This window comes from Amycolatopsis sp. NPDC057786 (assembly GCF_042797905.1).
Lineage (GTDB): Bacteria > Actinomycetota > Actinomycetes > Mycobacteriales > Pseudonocardiaceae > Amycolatopsis.
Map to the genome: position 1 here is coordinate 16495 of NZ_JBHVKW010000030.1, position 20296 is coordinate 36790.

At 69.4% G+C, this 20296-nt stretch carries 20 protein-coding genes; 12 read left to right on the forward strand and 8 right to left on the reverse strand.

Translation table 11 applies throughout. The features are described from left to right. Positions 1 to 10 precede the first annotated feature (10 nt). Entirely contained in the window at positions 11 to 1546 is a 1536-nt protein-coding gene (locus ACFVM3_RS17910; protein WP_378439882.1) for an AMP-binding protein, read from the forward strand. A gap of 369 nt (positions 1547 to 1915) precedes the next feature. Here the strand turns inward: ACFVM3_RS17910 and ACFVM3_RS17915 are convergent, their stop codons facing one another. From ACFVM3_RS17915 to ACFVM3_RS17925, 3 genes are all read right to left on the reverse strand, one after another. Further along, positions 1916 to 2839 carry an NADP-dependent oxidoreductase gene (locus ACFVM3_RS17915; protein WP_378439884.1) on the reverse strand — a complete coding sequence of 308 codons (924 nt, stop codon included), beginning with the start codon at positions 2837 to 2839 and terminating at the stop codon, positions 1916 to 1918. A 98-nt stretch (positions 2840 to 2937) separates the two neighbouring features. Next, positions 2938 to 3318, reverse strand: a complete 381-nt coding sequence (locus ACFVM3_RS17920; RefSeq protein WP_378439886.1) for a MerR family transcriptional regulator — start codon at positions 3316 to 3318, stop codon at positions 2938 to 2940. A gap of 19 nt (positions 3319 to 3337) precedes the next feature. After that, positions 3338 to 3676 carry a winged helix-turn-helix transcriptional regulator gene (locus ACFVM3_RS17925; protein WP_378439888.1) on the reverse strand — a complete coding sequence of 113 codons (339 nt, stop codon included), beginning with the start codon at positions 3674 to 3676 and terminating at the stop codon, positions 3338 to 3340. A gap of 118 nt (positions 3677 to 3794) precedes the next feature. On the opposite strand from ACFVM3_RS17925, the gene ACFVM3_RS17930 reads away from it, so the two are divergent. Next, positions 3795 to 4493: an alpha/beta fold hydrolase gene (locus ACFVM3_RS17930; RefSeq protein WP_378439890.1), complete on the forward strand. Its 699-nt coding sequence runs from the start codon at positions 3795 to 3797 to the stop codon at positions 4491 to 4493. 29 nt (positions 4494 to 4522) lie between these two features. Here ACFVM3_RS17930 and ACFVM3_RS17935 read toward each other — a convergent pair whose 3' ends face one another. After that, the gene (locus ACFVM3_RS17935; protein ID WP_378439892.1) at positions 4523 to 5068 is read right to left on the reverse strand and encodes a hypothetical protein; all 546 of its coding nucleotides are present in this window, start codon (positions 5066 to 5068) and stop codon (positions 4523 to 4525) included. Between the two features lie 118 nt (positions 5069 to 5186). Further along, on the reverse strand, positions 5187 to 6029 hold the full coding sequence (locus ACFVM3_RS17940) for a helix-turn-helix transcriptional regulator (RefSeq protein ID WP_378439894.1): 843 nt from the start codon (positions 6027 to 6029) through the stop codon (positions 5187 to 5189). Between the two features lie 145 nt (positions 6030 to 6174). On the opposite strand from ACFVM3_RS17940, the gene ACFVM3_RS17945 reads away from it, so the two are divergent. The 3 genes from ACFVM3_RS17945 (at position 6175) to ACFVM3_RS17955 (ending at position 9416) form a co-directional block, all read left to right on the forward strand. Then, complete coding sequence (locus tag ACFVM3_RS17945) at positions 6175 to 7158, forward strand: SDR family oxidoreductase (protein WP_378439896.1); 984 nt, start codon at positions 6175 to 6177, stop codon at positions 7156 to 7158. Between the two features lie 73 nt (positions 7159 to 7231). Then, complete coding sequence (locus ACFVM3_RS17950; protein ID WP_378439898.1) at positions 7232 to 7744, forward strand: hypothetical protein; 513 nt, start codon at positions 7232 to 7234, stop codon at positions 7742 to 7744. After that, positions 7731 to 9416, forward strand: a complete 1686-nt coding sequence (locus ACFVM3_RS17955) for a M48 family metallopeptidase (protein WP_378439899.1) — start codon at positions 7731 to 7733, stop codon at positions 9414 to 9416. Before ACFVM3_RS17950 ends, ACFVM3_RS17955 begins: the two co-directional genes overlap by 14 nt. Before the next feature lie 15 nt (positions 9417 to 9431). Here ACFVM3_RS17955 and ACFVM3_RS17960 read toward each other — a convergent pair whose 3' ends face one another. Beyond that, a complete protein-coding gene (locus tag ACFVM3_RS17960; RefSeq protein WP_378439901.1) occupies positions 9432 to 10022 on the reverse strand; it encodes a GNAT family N-acetyltransferase in 591 nt (196 codons plus the stop codon). Further along, positions 9997 to 10626 carry a TetR/AcrR family transcriptional regulator gene (locus tag ACFVM3_RS17965; RefSeq protein ID WP_378439903.1) on the reverse strand — a complete coding sequence of 210 codons (630 nt, stop codon included), beginning with the start codon at positions 10624 to 10626 and terminating at the stop codon, positions 9997 to 9999. The genes ACFVM3_RS17960 and ACFVM3_RS17965 overlap by 26 nt, the downstream gene beginning before the upstream one ends. 629 nt (positions 10627 to 11255) lie before the next feature. Between ACFVM3_RS17965 and ACFVM3_RS17970 the strand changes: the two genes are divergently transcribed. Next, positions 11256 to 11714: a GNAT family N-acetyltransferase gene (locus ACFVM3_RS17970; RefSeq protein WP_378439905.1), complete on the forward strand. Its 459-nt coding sequence runs from the start codon at positions 11256 to 11258 to the stop codon at positions 11712 to 11714. Between the two features lie 35 nt (positions 11715 to 11749). On the opposite strand, the gene ACFVM3_RS17975 is transcribed toward ACFVM3_RS17970, so the two are convergent. After that, complete coding sequence (locus ACFVM3_RS17975) at positions 11750 to 13210, reverse strand: amidohydrolase family protein (protein ID WP_378439908.1); 1461 nt, start codon at positions 13208 to 13210, stop codon at positions 11750 to 11752. A gap of 98 nt (positions 13211 to 13308) precedes the next feature. Here ACFVM3_RS17975 and ACFVM3_RS17980 point away from each other — a divergent pair, with 98 nt between their 5' ends. From ACFVM3_RS17980 to ACFVM3_RS18005, 6 genes are all read left to right on the forward strand, one after another. Beyond that, positions 13309 to 13803, forward strand: a complete 495-nt coding sequence (locus tag ACFVM3_RS17980; RefSeq protein ID WP_378439910.1) for a MarR family winged helix-turn-helix transcriptional regulator — start codon at positions 13309 to 13311, stop codon at positions 13801 to 13803. Between the two features lie 128 nt (positions 13804 to 13931). After that, on the forward strand, positions 13932 to 15047 hold the full coding sequence (locus ACFVM3_RS17985) for a FecCD family ABC transporter permease (protein ID WP_378439911.1): 1116 nt from the start codon (positions 13932 to 13934) through the stop codon (positions 15045 to 15047). Then, entirely contained in the window at positions 15044 to 15856 is an 813-nt protein-coding gene (locus tag ACFVM3_RS17990; RefSeq protein WP_378439913.1) for an ABC transporter ATP-binding protein, read from the forward strand. Before ACFVM3_RS17985 ends, ACFVM3_RS17990 begins: the two co-directional genes overlap by 4 nt. Then, on the forward strand, positions 15849 to 16847 hold the full coding sequence (locus tag ACFVM3_RS17995) for an ABC transporter substrate-binding protein (protein WP_378439914.1): 999 nt from the start codon (positions 15849 to 15851) through the stop codon (positions 16845 to 16847). The genes ACFVM3_RS17990 and ACFVM3_RS17995 overlap by 8 nt, the downstream gene beginning before the upstream one ends. Further along, positions 16844 to 18502 carry an ABC transporter ATP-binding protein/permease gene (locus ACFVM3_RS18000; RefSeq protein WP_378439916.1) on the forward strand — a complete coding sequence of 553 codons (1659 nt, stop codon included), beginning with the start codon at positions 16844 to 16846 and terminating at the stop codon, positions 18500 to 18502. Before ACFVM3_RS17995 ends, ACFVM3_RS18000 begins: the two co-directional genes overlap by 4 nt. Further along, on the forward strand, positions 18499 to 20136 hold the full coding sequence (locus ACFVM3_RS18005) for an ABC transporter ATP-binding protein (protein ID WP_378439918.1): 1638 nt from the start codon (positions 18499 to 18501) through the stop codon (positions 20134 to 20136). The genes ACFVM3_RS18000 and ACFVM3_RS18005 overlap by 4 nt, the downstream gene beginning before the upstream one ends. Positions 20137 to 20296 lie beyond the last annotated feature (160 nt).

Consider the following 20296-nt stretch of genomic DNA (forward strand, 5'->3'; position numbering starts at 1 on the left):
CCTGGGAGTCGTGGTGGTGATCTATCGCAGCAACGAGCCCGATGTCGAGATCCCGGACGTCACGGTCGACCGGTACGTGCTCGCGCGGGCGTCCGGGCTCGGCGACAAGGCGGCATTGATCGACGCCGTCTCGGGTGAGCGGCTCACCTACCGGGAACTGGCGGACGGGGTGGCCGCCGCCTCCGGCGCGCTGGCCGCGCTCGGGGTACGGCCGGGGCAGGTGGTGGCGGTGCTGAGCCACAATCAGCCGCGGTACCCGCTCGCGGTGCACGCGGTGCTGACCGCGGGGGCCACGGTGACCCCGATGAATCCGATGCAGACCGCCGACGAGCTGGCGAAGCAGCTCACGGCGGCGGGAGCGGTGGCGGTGATCACCTCCGAGGAGGCGGCACCGAAGGCCACCGAGGCCGCCGACGCGGCGGGCGTCGGGCATCGGTTCGTGCTCGGCGAGGCGGACGGTTTCCGGCCGTTCGGCGAACTGACCGCTTCCGGCGCGACCCGGCCCGACCTCGATCCGGCCTCGGCGATCGCGGCGCTGCCGTTCTCCAGCGGCACCACCGGGCTGGCGAAGGGTGTGCGGCTGACCCACCGGAATCTGGTGGCGAACCTCGCGCAGACCGCGGCGGGCTGGCGGGTCACCGAGGACGACGTCGTGGCCGGGGTGCTGCCGTTCTTCCACGCCTATGGCTTCACCATCATCATGAACTCGGCGTTGCTGGCCGGTGCGACGTTGGTGACGGCGCCGCGCTACAGCCTCGACGGCTTCCTGCGCATGGTGCAGGAGCACCGGGTGACGCGGGCGTTCCTCGCGCCACCGATGGTGCTCGGTCTGTCCACTTCGGACGAGTGCGCCGGATACGACCTTTCCTCGCTGCGGCTGGCGATCTGCGGCGCGGCGCCACTGGACGTCGAGGTGACCGAGAGGGCGGAGCGCAGGCTCGGCTGCCTGATCCGGCAGGGTTACGGCATGACCGAGGCGAGCCCCGGCACGCACGCGGTGTCGGACGCGGAGTTCGCGAGCAGCCCGCCCGGTTCGATCGGACGGCTGCTGCCGTCCACCGAGGCACGCCTGGTCGACCCCGCCACCGGCGAAGACGCTCCGGCCGGCGAACTGTGGATCCGCGGCCCGCAGGTGATGGCGGGCTATCTGGACAACCCCGCCGCGACCGCGGACACCCTGGTCGAAGACGGCTGGCTGCGGACCGGGGACATCGTCCGGCGGGACGAGTCCGGCGTCTTCTGGGTGGTGGACCGGCTCAAGGAACTGATCAAGTACAAGGGGTATCAAGTCGCCCCCGCCGAACTCGAATCCGTGCTGCTCACCCATCCAGGGGTACTGGACGCGGCGGTCGTCGGCATGCCCCACGCGGAAGGCGGCGAGGCGCCGAAGGCCTTCGTCGTCCCGGCCGGACCGCTGAGCGCGGACGAGGTGATGGCCTGGGTGGCAGGCCGGGTGGCGCCGTACAAGAAAGTACGCGCCGTCGAGTTCGTGGCCGAGATCCCGCGGTCGGCCGCGGGGAAGATACTGCGGCGCAAGCTCAAGTAGGCCGACTGTTGAGGGGTAAGGCAAACGTGTCGTGTTCGTGGGCGGGCCGGCCCTGGCGACCGTGTCGGGGGAGGCCCCAAGTTGAAAAAAGTTTTGGGCGCAAGTGGGTTTTGTGGACCCACACCCACAACCCCAACGCCCCGCGCCGCCCCGCGGCACACCCGCCCGTGGTGGGGGGGTTCCCAAACCGGGGGGGGGTGGGGGGGGGGCCCGGCGGGGGCGCCGGGGGCCCCCCCCCGTGTTCCGACACTGGGGGCGCCCCGAAAGTGGCTTTCGCGACACCACCTCCAGAACCCTCAGGCCGGACCGGACCCGGGATCACCAGCGGCCGCGAGCCACGAGGTACCTGGCATTTACCCCTGCCACTTCTCATGCCACCTTGATGACGACTTTTCCCGGCGTGTGGCCGTTCTCGACGGTGGCGAGGGCGGCCGGGGCGTCGGAGAGCGGGTGGACCGCGGTGATCACGGGGGCGAGGACGCCGTCGAGGGCCAGCAGGGCGGACCGCTCCAGATTCTCACGGTCGAGGCGGCGCTCGACGAAACGCCCACCGAGATCGGGGACGGACATGTCACCCACGGCGATGACGTCGCGGGAATCCCGCGCCAGCGGAGCGACCGTCCGCAGCGAGACGCCTCCGACCAGGTCGACGATCCCGTCGAAGCCGTCCGGAACGAGCTCGCGTGCGGCGGCGGCGACGTCCTCCGCGGTGTAGTCGATGAACCGCGCCCCGATGGCTTCGGCGTGCTCCCGCTTGGCGGTACTCCCGGTGCCGATCACCCGCAGTCCGCGCGCGGCGGCCAGCCGGGCGACGGCGAGGCCGACGCCGCCTCCGACCCCGTTGACCAGGACCGTGGCGCCGTCCGGGAGGCCGAGCTGATCGAGGACGTCCACCGCGGTCGTCCCGGCCACCGGCAGCGTCGCCGCCACGGTCGCGGGCAAGCCCGCCGGGATACGCGCGGTGTTCGGCGCGGACAGCACCGTCGTCTCGGCGTAGGTGCCGCCACCGGTGAGTGCGAAACCGAAGACCGCGTCACCCATCTCGAGCCCGTCGACATCCTCACCCAGGGCGAGAACGAATCCCGCTGCTTCCACGCCCAGCACACGGGGAAACGGGCGCCCGCCGTCGAGTCCGTCGACCAGGCCCGAGCGCACAAGGTGGTCGAGGGGATTCACGCCGGCCACGGTGACCCGGATCAGCACCTCGCCGCGACCGGGGACGGGATCGGGACGATCGAAGAACTCCTGCACCTCGGGCCCGCCATACTTGCCGAAACCCCACGCCTGTCCCATTTTCCGCCGCCTCCTGGATGACCGTCCCGGTGTTTCCGGGCGCTGTCGCCATCCTCACCGCTGACACCGGTGTAAGGGGCAAGCGGCTGAAGTGCGGGTCACAGCCGCGAGGTACGGGACAGCTTCGCCCGGTGCCGGCTGTTGGCCTTGATCAGCACGTCGAGCGCGTCCCGGGTCTCGAGCAGGTGCGCGACCTCGGCGTCGATCCGGTCGCGCTCGCGCGTCATCGCCGTGAAGGTCTCCTCGGCGACGCCCAGGTCATCCGGGACGTCCACACACGGCAGCACGGTCGCGATCACCCGGCTGGACATACCCGCGTCGAACAGCTGCCTGATGAGCGATACACGCTGGACCGCGGTATCGGAATAGTGCCGCTGCCCCGCCTCGGAGCGTGTACTGGTCAGCAGGCCCTGCTCTTCGTAATACCGCAGTGAACGCGGGCTCACGCCCGTGCGCTTGGACAGCTCGCCGATCCGCATTCCTGAAGGCCCGCCCACGTCAGCGGTTGTCGTATGCCGCGCGGGCGGCGTCGATCCGCGGCAGATGCGTGATGCTCCAATCGAGCAACGGCGCGGTGGCCTCGCACAGGGTCCGCCCCATCGTCGTCAGCTCGTAGCTGACGTGTGGCGGCATGACGTTGTGCACCGTGCGCGTCAGGATCCCGTCGCGTTCGAGGTCGCGCAACGTCACGGTGAGCATGCGCTGGCTGATGCCGTCGACAGCACGTTTGAGTTCGGTGAAGCGTCGCGGCCCGTCCTTGAGCACGCGCACGATCAGCAGCGCCCACTTGTCCCCGACGATCCCGAGCACTTCGCGGGCCTGGCACGGGTCCTGCATGGTTACCTCCAGAGAACCGGGGCACCCGGAAGTGCCGTATTGCCCGGTGCGCGTCGTGGGGATCATGATGCTTCCGGTTACCAAAGGGTACCGAGGCACGAGGAGGAACCACACGCGCATGGCCACATTCCTGCTGATACACGGCGCCTGGCACAGCGGACAGGTCTGGGACCGGGTGACGCCGCTGCTCGAGTCGGACGGCCACCGGGTGTTCGCGCCGTCCCTGACGGGCTACGGCGACAAGGCACCCCTGCTGGGCCCCGAAGTCGGCCTGCACACCCACATCGACGACGTCACCGGCCTGATCGAACACGAGCGTCTCGACGACGTCGTGCTCGTCGGGCACAGCTACGCCGGGATGGTCATCTCGGGAGCCGCCGACCGGCTCCCGGAGCGGATCGCGCATCTGGTGTTCCTCGACGCGATGGTGCCCGAGGACGGCGAAACCGCGGTCGATGTCCTTCCGGTCACCAAGCAGCTCGTCGACCTCGCCGTGGACGGCTGGCGGGTTCCGCCGATGCCGGAGCAACCGCCGCCGCTGGGCTTGTTCGGGGTCACCGATCCCGGCGACATCGCCTGGTTGCGCGAGATGCTGTCGGACCAACCGGTCCGATGTCTCACGGAGCCCGTCCGGTTGGACAACCCGGCCGCGCGCACGATCCCGCGCACACACATCCACTGCGTCGCGGGCGGCCCGGAGGGCATCACCCGGCGGCCGGTCCCCGCGGGTGAGCGGATCCGGGCACTGCGGACCGGCCACGACTGCATGGTCACGACCCCCGCAGAACTCGCCACGCTTCTGCGCGAGACAGCTTGATTCGCGGGCCCGCGAGTGAAGCGACCCGGCTATCCGACGGGCTCACCGTCCGGTCGCTCTCGCCGTTTCGTGGGGTTGGCCAGCGCCCAGGATCGCCCCAGCCAGTAGCCTCCGGGCACCCCGAGAACGCCGATGACGATCATGCCCGCGCCCAGCCGGATGCGGCCGGTGCCCCACAACGCTTGGTCGTGGTACAGCCTTCGGTCCGGTGGCACGGTCGGCGCAAGGCGGTCCACAAGGCTCTGGATTTCGCGCTGGTCCGGTGCTGACAACCCATCACCGCCGAGCTCTTCGGCCAGCGTGTCCACCTGGTCGTTCTGCGCATCGGTGAAGCCGGGAAGGTGCACCCGGCCGGAGGCGAATCCTCCCGCCGGCACGCAATCCATGTGCTCGCCGTCCTTGACGCTGAGGTACAGCTCATGATCGTCATCGCAGCCGGCACCGGGGACGAACCCGACCACGTAGGCGTTCTCGGCGTGCCGCTGCTCGGCGGCACCGATCAGCACGAACACGACGCCGAGCGGGACGAGCGCCACGGACACGGGGACGAGGAGCATCGCCAGTACCAACCGCATCGGGACCTCGTACTCGACGGCGGAACCACATCGGGCCCAGCATAAAGCCCACAGGTACCAAGGCCACGTTCGATTCGCGTGGGCACCATCCCGCGTGCTGTCCCGAATCGCTCACCTCCTACGAGACGCCGTGCCCGGCTCCGATGACGGCGAGAAGCCGCAGTTTCTCGTGGCTTTCGCTGCCGGGGACCGCGGTGTAGACGAGGAGCATGTGGGACTGGTCGGGATCGAGAAGGGTCTGACAGGTCAGTTCCAGCGCACCGATCTCGGGGTGCACAAAGCGTTTGACGCCGTTGTAGTGGACGCCGATCTCGTGGTCGTTCCACACGGTGCGGAATTCCTCGCTCCGGTCGAGCAGGAGATCCAGGAGGCGCGCGGCCCGTGAGCCGGGTCCGCGGAGGGTGACCATCTTGCGGAGCCCCGCGACGAAGACGCGGCTGTGCAGTTCGTGGTCGTCGGGGTGATAGAGGGACCGGACGGCCTCGTCGGTGAACCACCGGTAGCCGATGCTGCGGGACGGGCCGGTGTACCGGGTGGTGTCGCCGGTCAGCGCGACACCGAGCGGGGTCTGCCGGAGCGTCTCGCCCAGCTCGGTGACGATCTCGGCGGGGGTGTCGGTGAGCCGGTCGAAGATCCGGAGCAGACCCGGGCTGACGTGTTCGCTGGTCGTGCCTCTCACGGGCGGATTGTGCCCGGCGAGGCGGAAAAGGTGGTCTCGTTCGTCGAGTGACAGGTGCAGGCCCTGCGCGATCGAGGCGATCATCTGCTCGGACGGGCGAGGGCCGCGCTCTCGCTCCAGCCGGCTGTAGTAGTCGGTGGAAATATGGCAGAGCATGGCGACCTCTTCGCGGCGCAGGCCGGCGGTTCTGCGCCGCCGCCCGCGCGGCAGCCCGACGTCCTCGGGGTGAAGTGACTCGCGGCGACGGCGCAGGAACCCGGCGAGCCCGGGTCGATCGATCACGGCTGCTTCCTCCCTGGTCCCGGTGCCGGTTCAGTCTGCCTTCGCCGCCGGACCTTTGCCTGGGATCGACAGGCCGTGGTTGCCGCCGTCGATCCCGCGCAGCCTGTGAGGGAGCACATCGACAGCCCCGAACGAGGAGCAGCACATGGCACGCACTCGACCGGACATCACCGTTCCCGATCTGTCCGGGAAGCTCGCCGTGGTCACCGGCGCCAGCGACGGGGTCGGCCTTGGGCTGACGACCCGCCTCGCCGCCGCCGGTGCCGAAGTCGTCATGCCCGTCCGCAATCCCCGAAAGGGTAAAGCCGCCATCGCGAAGATCAAACAGCGGCATCCGGAGGCGAAGATCTCCCTGCGGGACCTCGACCTGTCGTCGCTGGGCTCCGTCGCCGCACTGGGCGACACGCTGCGCGAGGAGAACCGGCCGATCCACCTCCTGGTCACCAACGCCGGCGTGATGACCCCACCGGAACGGCAGACCACCACCGAGGGATTCGAGCTGCAATTCGGCAGCAACCATCTGGGGCATTTCGCCCTCGTCGCCCACCTGCTGCCTTTGCTGCGCGCGGGACGCGCGCGGGTGACCTCGCAGATCAGCGTCGCCGCGAACCAGCACTCCATCAATTGGGACGACCTGAACTGGGAAAGGTCCTACAACGGCCGCCACGCCTACAGCCAGTCCAAGATCGCCTTCGGCCTCTTCGGACTCGAACTCGACCGGCGCAGCCAGGCCGGAGGCTGGGGAATCACCAGCAACCTCGCCCACCCCGGTGTCGCCGCCACCAATCTCCTGGCCGCTCGCCCCGAGGTCGGCCGGGCACGGGACACCGTCGGTGTCCGCGTCATCCGCGCCCTCGCCGGTCGCGGGATCCTCCTCGGGACGGTCGAGACCGCACTGCTCCCCGCCCTGATGGCCGCCATCTCGCCCGAGGCACGCGGCAGCCGCCTGTACGGCCCCAGCGGACTCGGGCACCTGGCGGGCGCACCCGCCGAACAGGCCGTCTACTCGCGGCTTCGCGGCGAGGACGACGCCGCCCGCATCTGGCGGATCTCCGAGGAACTCACCAACACCGCCTTCCCCGCCGACAAGGACACCCGCGCCGACCCGCGATCACCAGGCCGGCCGTAACCGATCTGCGAAACCGGTGCGGCCGCGGCGTGTAAAATGGCGGGCTCGTCGGTTGGCCGATCTGGAGGCCTGAGTGGGGAACCGTACCGCGGAACAAGATCTCGTCGTCGAACTCGCTCGTGCCGCGGTGGACGCCACCGCGCCGGATGAACTCGCGTTGTTCGACGACACGAGCGCCGCGTTCCTGCGTCGCCCGGTCGGACCCGAACACCTGACCAGGGAAGGGAAAGCGGACGGGCCGCTGACCTTCGGAGTGGACGTCTGGGTCCCGGTGGTGAGTATCGCCGCACTGGGCGCGGCGCAGTCCGTGCTGATCTTCCTCGGCGCGGAGATCAAATCCGCGCTCCGGGAAGAATCGTCCTCGACCATCCGAGCCTGGGTCAAACGGCTGCTCGCGCGTTTTCAGCCGTCGGACCGTCAAGAGGCCGCGCCGGTCGCGGTTCCCCGGTTGACCCCGGAACAACTCGCCACGGTCCGGCAACGGGCCTACGAGCAGGCGCTGGCCTTCAAAATGCCTCCAGCGAAGGCGGAGATCATGGCCGACGCGATCGTGGGGCGCCTGAGCCTGCCCGATGCCGGGGAATGAGCGGGAGTTCGGCCCGCCGACCGGTCTCAACCCGCGCGTCGTCCTGCTGATCGCCTGCGTCGTCCCGGTCACCACCAGGCTCGGAGAGGAGTTCGTCCAGGATCGCCGCCGGCTGGACCCCTTCGAAGGGCCACCGGGCTGCGTCCAGGTGTGGACCCGGTACTTCCGCACACTCACGCAGTCCGATCGCCTTACGAGCGACATCGCCCTCCAGGCCTCTCAGGTGCTGAACCAGCATCCCGAATGCACGACAGCGCCGAATCCCCTGCCGTTGTCCCCGCCGCTGTTCTTCTTGACCGTCCTGGCCTTGCTGACGGTGCTGCAGGTCGTTCTCGGTCCAGTGGCACGGATCCGGTTACGCGGGCTCGTCCGCCTGCGTGCCGCCGATCCCGAGCTGGACCGCCTGCTGCGAGAGTCGCGGGCCGTGGCGGGCGTGCGCGTCCGTTTTCTGCTGGATCCGCTCGATCCCCAGGCAGGCGGGACCGCTTTCGGATATCCGGGGCGTCGCTACGTCGTACTCAATCGAGGCCTGATCGCACTGGCACGCGAGGATCCGGACGCGTTCCGCGCGATCGTGCTGCACGAGCTGGCCCATGTCCGCAATCGCGACATCGACCTCACCGCCGTCACGCAGGCGATCTGGCGATCGTTCCTCTTCGGGGTGCTGATACCGGCCGGGCTCCTGTTCCTGTTCGCGGATCTGGTCGTGGTACACGAACCGTGGCTCACCGCGCTGCAACTCGTCCTGCTCGCGGTAATGGTGTCCTTGCTGCGAAGCAGCGTGTTGCGGGCACGCGAGCACTTCGCGGACCTCCGCGCGCTCGGCTGGTCGGCGAGTTCCGCGGGATTGACGCGAGCGCTCGAAGACGACACCGGTGCCCACCGACGCCCGCTCGACCGGCTGTTCCGGCTGCACCCCAGCCCGGCCCAGCGCCGGGCCGCGGTCGCGAGCGGAGCACCACCGTGGTTCTCCGACCACCGTGACCTGCTCGCGCTCGGCGTGGCCGTCGGGCTGGCCTGGCCGAGCGCGCTGCAGCAGGTCACCCTCCTGCCGAAGTTCGGCGCCGACGCGACGAGGGCAGGCTGGCATCTCGCGCTGATCGCCATGCTGTCCGGCCTGGTCCTCGCATCCGCGGTATGGCGCACCGTGTGGTCCGGCCGTCACGGCGCCCTACCGCGGCGGGAAACGTTGCTGGGCCTCGCTTTCGCCGGAGGTCTCGTCCTTGGCACCTGGCTCACCCCGGCACGGTCCGACCTCGCGCTGTTCCCGACGCCGGTGGACTGGCACTGGGAACTGCTCTGGGACGGGGTACTCGTCCTCGGCTGCTGGGCCTCCGCGGCCTGCATGGGCCTGACCGCGCGGGCCTGGGCCGGGATTCGCTCCCCCGCGTTCGGTACCGCCGTCGCCGTAGCGGGCATGACCCTCACGACCGCCCTGTTCACCAGCTGGTCGACCCCGCTTCTGCGAAGTCGCCTTGACCTTTCGTCGTGGCTCCAGGCCCCACCCGCGGTGGCCTTCGCGCCCGGCTCGCCGATCCTCGGCGAACTCACCCGCTGGATCACACCATCCTGGAGCTGGTCTCCCGGCTTTCACTGGCCCGCCCTGCTGATTTCCGTCTGCTTCGCGGCACTCGGCCTGCTGCACGCGGCATTCCGCGGCCGACGACCGTGAGGCCATTGAGACGGCCTACTCCTGAACGAGTTTCAGCGACACGTAGTAGTTGATGCCGGTCTTCTTGGTGTGTCGCACCTTCTTCCGCTCGCATTCGCGGAAGCCGAGCTTTTCGTAGAGCGCGATCGCGGACGCGTTCGTGTCGGCGACGTCCTCCAGCACATACTCGCGGTACTGCGGCAGCGCGAGCAGGTGGTTCAGCACGGCGGTCGCGACGCCTCTGCCCCGGTATTCCGCGGCGGTCGCGACGAACTCGACGGACGCCACCCCGTCCGTGGTCGTCGCCCACGGCTTCTGGAACTCGCGCCGGAACACGAGGTCGGCGACCGTCCCCTTGACGAATCCCAGCCGTTGCCGCAGTACCGTCCGGTCGTGCCGGACCGACAACTGCCGCCCGTCCGTGCAAGCGGCTATGCCCGCCGGCCGCCCGTCGATCGTGGCGACGTAGAACAGGTCGAGAACCAGCATGTGCGCGAACGCGTCCACCATCGTCGCCCGGTCCTTCGCGAAGTAGCCGAAGTACTCGCCGAAACCGTCGACGAAGACCGCGCAGATCCCGGCCCTCGCGCTCTCGCCGAGTTCATCGGCTCGCCGGACCTCCAGCATCGGTAACCTCCTTGAGCAAGAAGCTCGTCAACAGCTCGGGGCCGGGCGCCACGAACGCCTCCCCGAGCGTGAAATTCATCATCGCCATCCCGCCGAGCGCGGCGAAGTAACAACTCGCCAGTTCCGCGGCGTCCCCCGGGTTGAACTGGCCGAGCCGTTGTCCTCTCTCGATCAGCTCGACGAGGCCGCGCATCATCGTGGTGTGCCGCGTCTTGAGCGTGCGCACCTGCGCGGGCGGATTCGTCATGGTGAACGACTGGTTCATGATCAAGAGAAACTCGACGAACCCGCCACCGGCCAGGACATCGTGCACGTATTCGCGGGTGAACTCCCCGATCAGCACCGCCGGCGGCAGGTCGCTCCGAAACCGCCGGGCAAGGGCGCCGAGACCGTCCGCCGCCTGAGCGACCAGGTCACCGAACAGATCGTCCTTGGTCCGATAGTGCCGGTACATCAACCCGGTACTGATCCCCGCCTCCCGCGCGATGTCGCGAACATTGGTGGCCGCGAAACCCTGCCGCGCGAAGAGCCTGACCGCCGCGATCTCGATCCGGCGCCGAGTGTCGGCCCGCATGGCCTCGTACTGCGCCCCGGTCCTCGGCAACCGTGCCCCTCCTCAGGTCGTTGAATGAACAGAAGTTCACTCTAAACGCGACACCATCGCGTCGTCAACCGCGCGGCCTCCCGCGAAAGCCGCAGCGGCCCGAGGACGGCCGCAACGTGGGAGCACGGGCGCGTGCCACTCCAGGACCGGAACGTTCGTGGCCGCCTAGGCGACGCCCTAAAGTCCTCACCTTTCCAGCATCCACACGGGACACTTTCGAGCGATGAAATGTCCGATTGATGGCTAAATGCGCGGTTTTCAAGGGAGGTCGTGAGTGGCAATGACGTTAGAACGTTCATTGCCACTCACGACCCCCGCACAAAGTACTCAAAATGGACACCGTTACCCGGCTGGAGTCCTTTGTGGACAAGGAAATCGGGCGGTGGCGTCCCCGCGGGTGCCCGCGCGGCCGGAGCGTCGGGGGGTCCCCCATAGCCGCGCCGGACGTGCCGCGCGGTGGGGTTGGGCCGACCCCGCGGGTGCCCGCGCGGCCGGAGCGTCGCGAAAGCCACTTTCGCGACGCCTGATGTCCCGAAAGTGGCTTTCGCGACACCCGGGGCGCGAAAGCCGCGGAACCCCGTCGGGAAACTCAGATGCGAGAAGTCCGGACGGCCACTACGGTCCTGGCCATGACCTCGGAAGTGTTCGTGCCGGCAGGTTTCGTCCCTCCGACCGCACTCGTGACGGAACAGTTCCGCCTGGAACCGCTGGGACCGCAGCACAATTCGGCGGACCACGCCGCGTGGATGTCGAGTATCGAGCACATTCGCTCCACTCCCGGCTACCCCGACGGCGACTGGCCGCCTCGCGACGGCATGACCCCCGAAGAGAACCTCGCTGATCTCCGCCGCCACGCCTCGGACTTCGCGCGACGCACCGGGTTCACCTTCACCGTCCTCGATCCGGCAGACGACGTCGTCATCGGTTGCGTGTACCTGTACCCCCCGGACTCCGAAGAGTGGGACGTCACGGTGCAATCCTGGGTACGGGCCGACAAAGCGGAGCTCGACGCGGCACTCGCCGACACCGTCGCGCGCTGGCTCGTCTCGGAATGGCCGTGGAAACGCGTGGACCGCTGCGGTCGCTAGGCCACTTCCGAGCAGGTCCTCGCCTCGCCGACTTCTCAGCTCCAGGCGAACAGGTCCTGTGTCAGGCCCATCGCCGCGAAGAGATGATCGCGGGACGCTTCGAGTTCCCGGCGCAACCGGGACAGGTCCGCGTCGAGCAGCCGCCCCTTCCACTTGCGCACCTTGCCTGCGACGATCACCGTCTCGACGTTGGTGCGGTCCATCAGCGACACGATCGCTCCCGGCACGCTGTTGAGCGGGGCCACGTTGAGCGCGGTGGCGTCGAGCAGGACGATGTCGGCCTCCTTGCCGGGCGTCAAGGTTCCGGTCCTGCCGTCGAGTCCGAGGTGCTCGGCGCCCTTGACGGTCGCGTACCGCAGCACATCTCGGACGGTGAGCAGTTCGGGCGTGCCCGGAGCAGGCGTCGGCCAGTTGCCCGGCGGTACGAGGTCGCCCTGGTCCAAGATCATCTGATTGACGATCATACGCTGCGTGGTCATCGCGGAGCGCATCAGCGTGAACGGGTCCGCGGCCATCGTCGTCTCGACGTCGGAACTCAGCGAGGGCTCCATGCCGAGTTCCCGCATCTTGAGGATGGGCGGCGTGCCGTGCCGCATGCTCATCTCGATCGGAAAGGCCAGCGAGACCTGCGCACCGGCGTCCCTCAACCGGCGCCAGGTCGGGTCGGACATGCCGGTCATGTGGATGAACAGGTTGTCCGGCCCCACCTCGACCCCGGCGGTGCCCTTGGCGAGTTCGTCGAAGACCGGCCGCATTCCCCATGAACCGACGGAATGCGCGGCGATCTTGAGACCCAGCTCGCGGGCGATCGCCCAGGCGCGGGTGTACACCTGCCTGCCGAGATGGAGCTCTCCGCCCATGACCATGCTCACCAGTTGGTCGTTCGAGGAGAACCACCGGTCCCTGATGCGATAGGCGTCCTGGGGATACCGGGCTCCCGTGCGGCCGTCACCCTCGAAGAACCCGAACGCCGAACGCCGCCCGGTGTCGACGAGCGCCTGGATCGCCGCATCGGTGTGCTCTGGGGAATGGTGGATCTGCGAGACGTCCAGCACCGTCGTGACGCCGGTGTCGAGTTGCGAAAGCCCCGCGAACAACGAGTTGACGTAGACGTCTTCCGGCCGGTAGACCCGCGCGAAACCCCGCAGGATGTGCTCGCCGTAGTTCGGGTAGGCGCTCGGCGAGCCCGAGTGATCGTCGAGGAGCAGGCCGTTGGCGAGAAACGCGCGCTCCGCGGTCTCGAACAGATGGTGGTGCGTGTCGACGAAACCCGGCAGCACGATGCGCCCCCGCGCGTCGATCACGCCGGCGCGAGGGGCGTGGATGCCGGGCCGGATCTCGACGATCTTGTTGCCCTCGACCAGAACGTCGGCGTCCGCGAAGTTGCCGACGTTCTTGTCCATGGACATCACCGCGCCGCCACGGATGACGTAGCGGCGTCCCCGCTGTCCGGTGTCCTCCGGCGGCCGCTCACCGTCGTCACTTCGTTCGGTCATGGTGCGCCTTCCTGCGTGAACCGGGCTGCGAGTTGATGTGTCAACCGGAGGCTACGCCCGCGAGTTGATTTGTCAACTCACGGGGATATAGTGGCGCCATGAAGCGGCAGGGATTGACCGGACGCGAGCTCCGCGCGTGGCGGGTGTCCTTTCAGATGCTGGAGCTGCTGCGAACACGCATCGAACAACAGCTCCAGGCCGACAGCGGCCTGTCCAACGCCGATTACACCGTGCTCGCGTTGCTGTCCGAGGCGCCGGACGGACGGATGCGCGCTTACGAGCTCGGCAGGGAGGCCGCCTGGGAGAAGAGCCGCATGCACCACCAGCTCACCCGGATGTGCAAACGAGGCCTGGTCACACGGGAACGATGCGGTTCGCGCGGTATGGAGGCGGTGATCACGGCGAAAGGCCTCGCCGCGCTCGAGAAAGCCGCGCCCAGCCACGCCCAGGAGGTCCGGCGCCTCGTCATCGACCGCCTCACACCCGAAGAACTCGACCAGTTCGCCGGGCTCGCCACGAAGATCCTCGAGAACCTGCAGGCAGACCAGTCACCCGATGGTCACGCCCCGGATCCGGCCGATCCGCCTCGGTAGGGCCCGAAAACGGCGAAGCCGATCGACCAAGCTGTGATGACAATCATTACCGATTATCTGTTGATAACGATTATCGAGTGCGGTTAGGCTCCGGTGTCCTTCCACCACAGATCGATCGGCGTCCCCCCATGGTTGTTCGTTCGCGGCCGTCCGCGTCGCCTCCAGGCGTCCGCGACCGGCAGGCGGCACTTGCCCGGTCCCGGCTTCTGCACCGGGGGACGGTCACGGTCCTCGCTGTCGCGATCCTCGTGATGCTGGTCGTATCCGGTTCGGTGGGGACTGTCGAGGTCGGGCTCGCGGACGCGGCGCGGATCGTGGTGGGTCATCTCGTGCCGGACGTGCCGTGGATGTCGGACGGCAGCCTGACCGTGTTGCAGGACCAGGCGGTATGGCAGTTCCGGCTCCCGCGCGCGCTGCTGGCCGGGCTCGCCGGGGCCGGACTGGCACTGGCCGGGGCGATCATGCAGGTGATCGTGCGCAACCCGCTCGCGGAGCCGTATCTGCTCGGTGTGTCGTCCGGCGCGGGTGTCGGCGCGGTCCTCGTGATCACCTTCGGTTCGGCCGCCGTGGGCGGGCTTCCCCTCGGCGCGGCGGCCTTCGCCGGGGCCTTGGTGGCCAGTGTGTGCGTCGCGCTGGTCGCCCGGCATCGCGGCATCCTGTCGCCGACCAGGATGATCCTTTCCGGTGTCGCCCTCGGTTCCCTGTTCAGCGCGATCACGAGCTATCTGACGCTGACCACCGAGGCACAGAACGTCTTCAGCGTCCTGTTCTTCTTGCTCGGCAGCGTTTCCGCCGCCTCGATGGCCTCCTTGGCCGTGCCGGCGGTCGCGTTCGTGGCCGCCTGTGTCGTCGTGGGACTGCGGACCAGGGCCATGAACGCGTTGCTGAGCGGCGACGAGTCCGCGACCGCGCTCGGAGTCGACGTGAACCGGCTCCGTGCCGTGCTCCTCGTGACCGCCGCCCTCCTGACCGGGTCGATCGTGTCGGTCAGCGGCGGTATCGGTTTCGTCGGTCTCGTGATCCCGCATGTGGCACGGATCCTCGTCGGTTCGGACCATCGCCGGATGCTGCCGGTCGCGGTGCTCGGCGGCGCCCTGTTCCTCATGGTCGCCGACCTGCTCTCGCGCACGGTCGCGGCGCCTGGCGAAATCCCGATCGGAATCCTCACCGCGGTCGTGGGCGCGCCGTTCTTCCTGTGGCTGATGCGCCGGGACACAGCCACGCGGGCGGGGTTCGGCCGGTGAAGGTCCATTTCCACGACGTCAGCGCTTCGCTGGGCGGCAACCAGGTTCTGCGGAATGTGGACCTCGAGGTCCGCTCCGGCCGGTTTCTCGGGCTCGTCGGCCCGAACGGCAGCGGCAAGTCGACCTTGCTGCGCACGCTTTACCGCGCCGTCGCGCCGTCATCGGGCCGGGTGCTCCTTGGCGAGCACGACGTGTGGCGCACCGACAGGCGGACCGTCGCCAGGGCGGTGGCGGTGATGACCCAGGAGACGTCGTCCGAGTTCGACCTGACTGTCCTCGACGTCGTGCTCCTTGGCCGGGTGCCCTTCCAGCGCGGATTCGGCCGTGACACCGAAGCCGACCTCGATCTCGCGTGGACCGCGCTCGACCGGGTCGGCGCCACCGACATCGCCGACCGGCCCATCGGACGGCTCTCGGGCGGACAGCGGCAGCGGGTGATGCTGGCCCGCGCGCTGGCGGCGGACTCCCCCGTCCTCGTCCTCGACGAACCGACCAACCACCTCGACATCGCCTTCCAGCTGGAACTCATGCGGATCGCGGCCGGGCTCGATCGCACCATCATCGCCGCCCTGCACGACCTCAACCTCGCGGCCACCTACTGCGACGACATCGCGGTGCTCGACGACGGCCGCGTCGTCGCCACCGGAACACCGGACGAAGCGCTCACCCCACGCGTCGTGGAAGACGTGTTCGGAGTCGCCGTCGACCAGCTCACCCATCCACGCGACGGCAGGCCGGTGCTGGTCTTCGGCCGTCACGCGGAGAACCGTTCCCCTCTCGGCACACCCGGAAATGAGAACCATGCGTAAAACCCTGTCCCTTGCCGCGTTCGGTGTCAGCTTGTCGCTGGTCGCGGGGTGCGGCTCTTCGGTCACTCCTGCCGCGCCGTCGGACAACGCGAGCACGGCGGTCACCGTCTCCAACTGCGGCCGGGACGTCACCGTCGGCGCCGCTCCCCGCGCCGCGGTCGGGCTGAGCCCGTCGCAGACGGAACTGTTGCTGCGGCTGGGTCTCGCGGGTTCGCTCGTCGGACAGGCACAGACCGCCACCGCACCGCTCCCGGAAGACGTGGCCGGACAGGCCGCCGCCATCCCGGTGCTGAGTGAGTCGGCACCGCCGAGCCGGGAGAAGCTCCTGTCCGCCAAGCCGGACTTCGTCTTCTCCCCCACCACCTACGAATTCACCGCGGAGAAGGGCTTCGCCAGCCTGGAGCAACTGCGGCAAAGCGGCGTCGCCGCGTATGTCGCCGCGGGCGGTTGCGCCGAACGCCGCATGAACGGCACGGTCGACGATCTCTTCACCGATCTGGAGAATCTCGGCCGGATCTTCGCCGTGCCGGACAAGGCGAAGGCGTTGGTCGACCAAGGCCGAGCCGATCTGGCCGCCGTGGACAAGGCCATCGCGGGCCGGCCTCAACCGACCGTCGCCCAGGTCTTCCTGGAAGGCACCACCGTCACCGCGATCGGCGCCGGCATCGAGTACGACATCATCCGCAGGGCGGGCGGGAACAACGTGTTCTCGCCGAAGGACCCGCAGTTCGCCAAGTTCTTCGCCGCGCAGATCACCCCCGAGGCGCTCGCCGCGAAGAATCCCGACGCGATCGTGTTCGCGGTCAACGGGCCCGAGCAGAAGCAGGCGAGCATCGACTACCTCACCCGCACCTTCCCCGCCATGACCGCCGTCCGCGAACAGCGTTTGATCGCGATCGACGCCGCGGACACCTATCCGGGCACCCTCGGGAACATCTCGGTGGTGCGGGAGATCGCGCAACGGCTCCACGCGGACGCGTTCACCCGGTGATCCATCGCAGGCTCCTGCGGCTGGCGGGTGTCGTCCTCACCCCCGTCCTGCTGCTCGCGGTGCTGTCGATCCTCGTGTCGGCCTGCTATGTCGGCGGAGCCGTCCTGACGGCGTCCGTCCTCGCCGATCTCACCCGCGGCGGCGACTTCGCGACCGTGGCACCCGCGATCGCCGCGTTGACCGGCGTCGTCGGGGTGCGCGCGGTCCTGTTGTGGACGCGGGAGGTCGCCGCGGCCCGGTTCGGCATCGCCATCCGCACCAGGCTGCGCGGCGAACTTCTGCACCGCGTCACCCTGCTGGGACCGGCCTGGACGCGAGGAGAGCGCGCGGGCGCGATCACACACACGGTCGTCGACGGGGTCGAAGCCCTCGACGCCTACTACAGCCGCTATCTGCCGCAGCTGCTCGTGACCTGTCTGGTTCCGGCCGCCGTCGCCGGGTGGCTGTTCACCGTTTCCGTCCCCGCCGCCGCGATCCTTGCGACGGCGGTTCTGTGCGCCGTGGCCATTCCCCGTTTCTGGGACGCCCGGCTGCTCCGGACGGGCCGAACCCGGTGGAGCGCCTACGAAAAGCTGGCGGCCGACTATCTGGAGGCGACCCAGTCGATCGGTGTCCTCCGGCTCTTCGGCGCGGGCCGCCGGGCGGGCGAGGCACTCGCCCACCGCGGCGACCGCCTGCACCGGGTCACGATGGCCCAGCTGCGCGTGTCGCTGGTGGAAGCGGGAGTCAGCGCCCTGGCACTGCACCTCGGCCTCGCGGCCACGGTGGTCGTCGCGTGCGCCGGGGTCGTCGGCGGTCAGGCGCCCGCGGCGTCGGTGTTCCTGTTCTTGTTGTGCGCCAGGGAATGCTTCCGCCCGGTACTCGACCTGTCCGCCCACTGGCACGTCGGCTACCAAGGGCTGGGCGCGGTCGAGGGCATCGACGAGATCATGACGGCGCGTCCGCAGGTCGCCGATACCGGCACCCGCACCGAACCCGCTCGGCACGGGGCACGGCTGCGGCTGCGGGACGTCGGGTACCGGTACCCGAACGGCGCGGGCGTTTCCGGCATCGGCTTCGTCTGCGCGCCAGGGAAAACGACCGGGATCGTGGGCCCGTCCGGCGCCGGGAAGAGCACGATCGCCCGGCTTCTCGTCCGCGAGGCCGACCCGCAGCAGGGGACGATCGAACTCGACGGAACCCCGATCACCGGGTACACCCTCGCCGCGCTGCGCGCGAGCATCGGCGTCGTCGGCCAGCACACCTATCTTTTCCATGGCACCGTGGAAGAAAACCTCCGGCTCGCCCGGCCCGGCGCCACGCACGACGAGATCCGCGCCGCCGCCCATGTCGCGGACGCGATCGAGTTCGTCGAGGCACTCCCCCACGGCTTCGCGACGATCCTCACCGAGAACGGGAGCCAGCTGTCCGGCGGGCAGCGGCAACGCCTCGCCATCGCCAGGGCGGTGCTCGCCGCGCCTCCGGTGCTGCTGCTCGACGAAGCGACCTCGGCGCTGGACGTCGACACCGAGAAACGCGTCCTCACCCGGCTGGCGGAGCACTGCGCCGGCACCACCCGGATCGTGATCGCCCACCGCGAGACCGCCCTGCGTGACGCCGGCGCGATCGTCACGATCGAGTCCGGCCGCGTCACCGGGCAGGCGGTCCACACGTGAGCGGGCCGCTCCGGCGGCTCCTGCCGGTCGTCGGCGAGCAGCGGGCCACCTTCGTCTGGACGGTCGTGAGCAACGCGGCCGTCCAGCTCGGTGCGCTGACGGCGACCGTGCTCGGCACGTGGCTGGCCGGGCGGGCCGCGGCGGCCGGCACCGCGCCACTGGCCGTCGTCGCGACCGTCCTGTGCGGCCTCGCCGTAGTGACCGCTGCGATGACCTGGCGCGAGTCCTGGGTCTCCCACGATCTGGCCTACCGGCTGATCGGCACCCTGCGGGCCCGGGTGTTCGACCGGCTGCGCGTGAGCCTGCCCGACCGCCGGAAGCCCCGCAGGAGCGGCGATCTGGTGTCCGTCGCCTTCGCCGACATCGACCGTCTCGAATGGCTCTACGCCCACACCGCGGCCCAAGCACTCACCTCGGCCATGATGGTCGCCGCCACCGCGACCCTGTCGCTCCTCGTCACGCCGTGGCTGTTGCTGGCGTGGGTACCGTTCGTCGTCGTGACCGCGGCGCTGCCATGGCTGTCCGGCCGAGCGGGAACGCGACAGGGCACCGAACTCACCGAGGCCGCCGCGACCCTCAACGCCGAACTCGTCGACACCGTCCGTGGACTCGGCGAACTCAGCAGCGCGGGAGCCCTGCGGCGTCGCACCGCCGCCCTGGCAGAACAGACGAGCGCGCTGACCGCCGTGCAAACGAGGATCGGCTCACGGATCGGTGGGGAACGCGCTGTCACGGACGCGGCTCTGGCGCTCAGCGCGATCGGCGCGCTCGCGGTCTGCGCGGCGAATCTCGACACGATCGACCGCGCGCTCGCACCGGTCGCCATGGTGCTGGCCACCGCGGCACTCGGCCCGATCGCACAGATTTCGGATCTGCTGCGCAATGTCGGCACGTTGCGCGCCGCCGGTGCCAGGATCACCGAAGTACTCGACCGGGCCCCCGCGGTCCAGGAGCCCCGCGTACCTCGGCCCCTTCCGCCCCGCGATCGCGCGACCGGACTCGTCTTCGATCAGGTGTCCTTCGGTTACCGCGACGACGCCCCGCCGGTCCTGCGCGACGTGTCGTTCACCGTCCGCCCCGGCGAACGGGTCGCCCTCACCGGGCCGTCAGGTGCGGGCAAGACCACGTGCGCGTTGCTCGCGACCCGGATGTGGGACCCCGACGCCGGTCACATCACCCTGGACGGCGTCGATCTCACCGAGCTGGCCGACGACGACCTCCGCCGCGCGATCAGCGCCGTTCCCCAGGAACCCGGTCTCCTCACCGGGACGGTCGCCACCAACATCCGGCTCGGCGACCCGGAAGCCGGCGACGCCGAAGTCGAACGGGCAGCGCGGCGGGCGGGGATCCTGGACCCGGGAGCCGGATTCCCCGCCGGACTCGACACCGTCGTCGGCGAATCCGGTGACGGACTGTCCGGCGGCCAGCGAGCACGAGTCGCCGTCGCCAGGGCACTGCTGATGAATCCCCGGATCCTCATCCTCGACGAGGCCACCGCCAACCTCGACCCCGAAGCCGACGAAGCCATCACCGCGGCGCTCGCTTCGGCCGGGAACGACATCGGTGTCCTCGTCATCGCCCACCGCCCCGCCACCCTGGCCGGCTGTCACCGGGTGGTCGCCTTGCGGCGCTGATCGGGCCGAGAGGCAACGTGTCGTGATCGCGGCCCTCGCCGCCGGCGCCCATGTCGCGAAAGCCACTTTCGCGACGCCTGATGTCCCGAAAGTGGCTTTCGCGACACGTCCGACTGGCGGAAACCCGTGAAGTGCGCGGCACCAACGCCATGCTTGCCTT

Bases quoted from the DNA above. Each gene is read 5' to 3' on its own strand.
- ACFVM3_RS17955 (WP_378439899.1), top strand. From the start codon at position 7,731: ATGCCGGGGAATGAGCGGGAGTTCGGCCCGCCGACCGGTCTCAACCCG.
- ACFVM3_RS17935 (WP_378439892.1), bottom strand. From the start codon at position 5,068: ATGCGGTTGGTACTGGCGATGCTCCTCGTCCCCGTGTCCGTGGCGCTC.
- ACFVM3_RS17975 (WP_378439908.1), bottom strand. From the start codon at position 13,210: ATGACCGAACGAAGTGACGACGGTGAGCGGCCGCCGGAGGACACCGGA.
- ACFVM3_RS17960 (WP_378439901.1), bottom strand. From the start codon at position 10,022: ATGCTGGAGGTCCGGCGAGCCGATGAACTCGGCGAGAGCGCGAGGGCC.
- ACFVM3_RS17970 (WP_378439905.1), top strand. From the start codon at position 11,256: ATGACCTCGGAAGTGTTCGTGCCGGCAGGTTTCGTCCCTCCGACCGCA.
- ACFVM3_RS17925 (WP_378439888.1), bottom strand. From the start codon at position 3,676: ATGCAGGACCCGTGCCAGGCCCGCGAAGTGCTCGGGATCGTCGGGGAC.
- ACFVM3_RS17930 (WP_378439890.1), top strand. From the start codon at position 3,795: ATGGCCACATTCCTGCTGATACACGGCGCCTGGCACAGCGGACAGGTC.
- ACFVM3_RS17995 (WP_378439914.1), top strand. From the start codon at position 15,849: ATGCGTAAAACCCTGTCCCTTGCCGCGTTCGGTGTCAGCTTGTCGCTG.
- ACFVM3_RS17945 (WP_378439896.1), top strand. From the start codon at position 6,175: ATGGCACGCACTCGACCGGACATCACCGTTCCCGATCTGTCCGGGAAG.
- ACFVM3_RS17980 (WP_378439910.1), top strand. From the start codon at position 13,309: ATGAAGCGGCAGGGATTGACCGGACGCGAGCTCCGCGCGTGGCGGGTG.
- ACFVM3_RS17915 (WP_378439884.1), bottom strand. From the start codon at position 2,839: ATGGGACAGGCGTGGGGTTTCGGCAAGTATGGCGGGCCCGAGGTGCAG.
- ACFVM3_RS17985 (WP_378439911.1), top strand. From the start codon at position 13,932: ATGGTTGTTCGTTCGCGGCCGTCCGCGTCGCCTCCAGGCGTCCGCGAC.
- ACFVM3_RS17920 (WP_378439886.1), bottom strand. From the start codon at position 3,318: ATGCGGATCGGCGAGCTGTCCAAGCGCACGGGCGTGAGCCCGCGTTCA.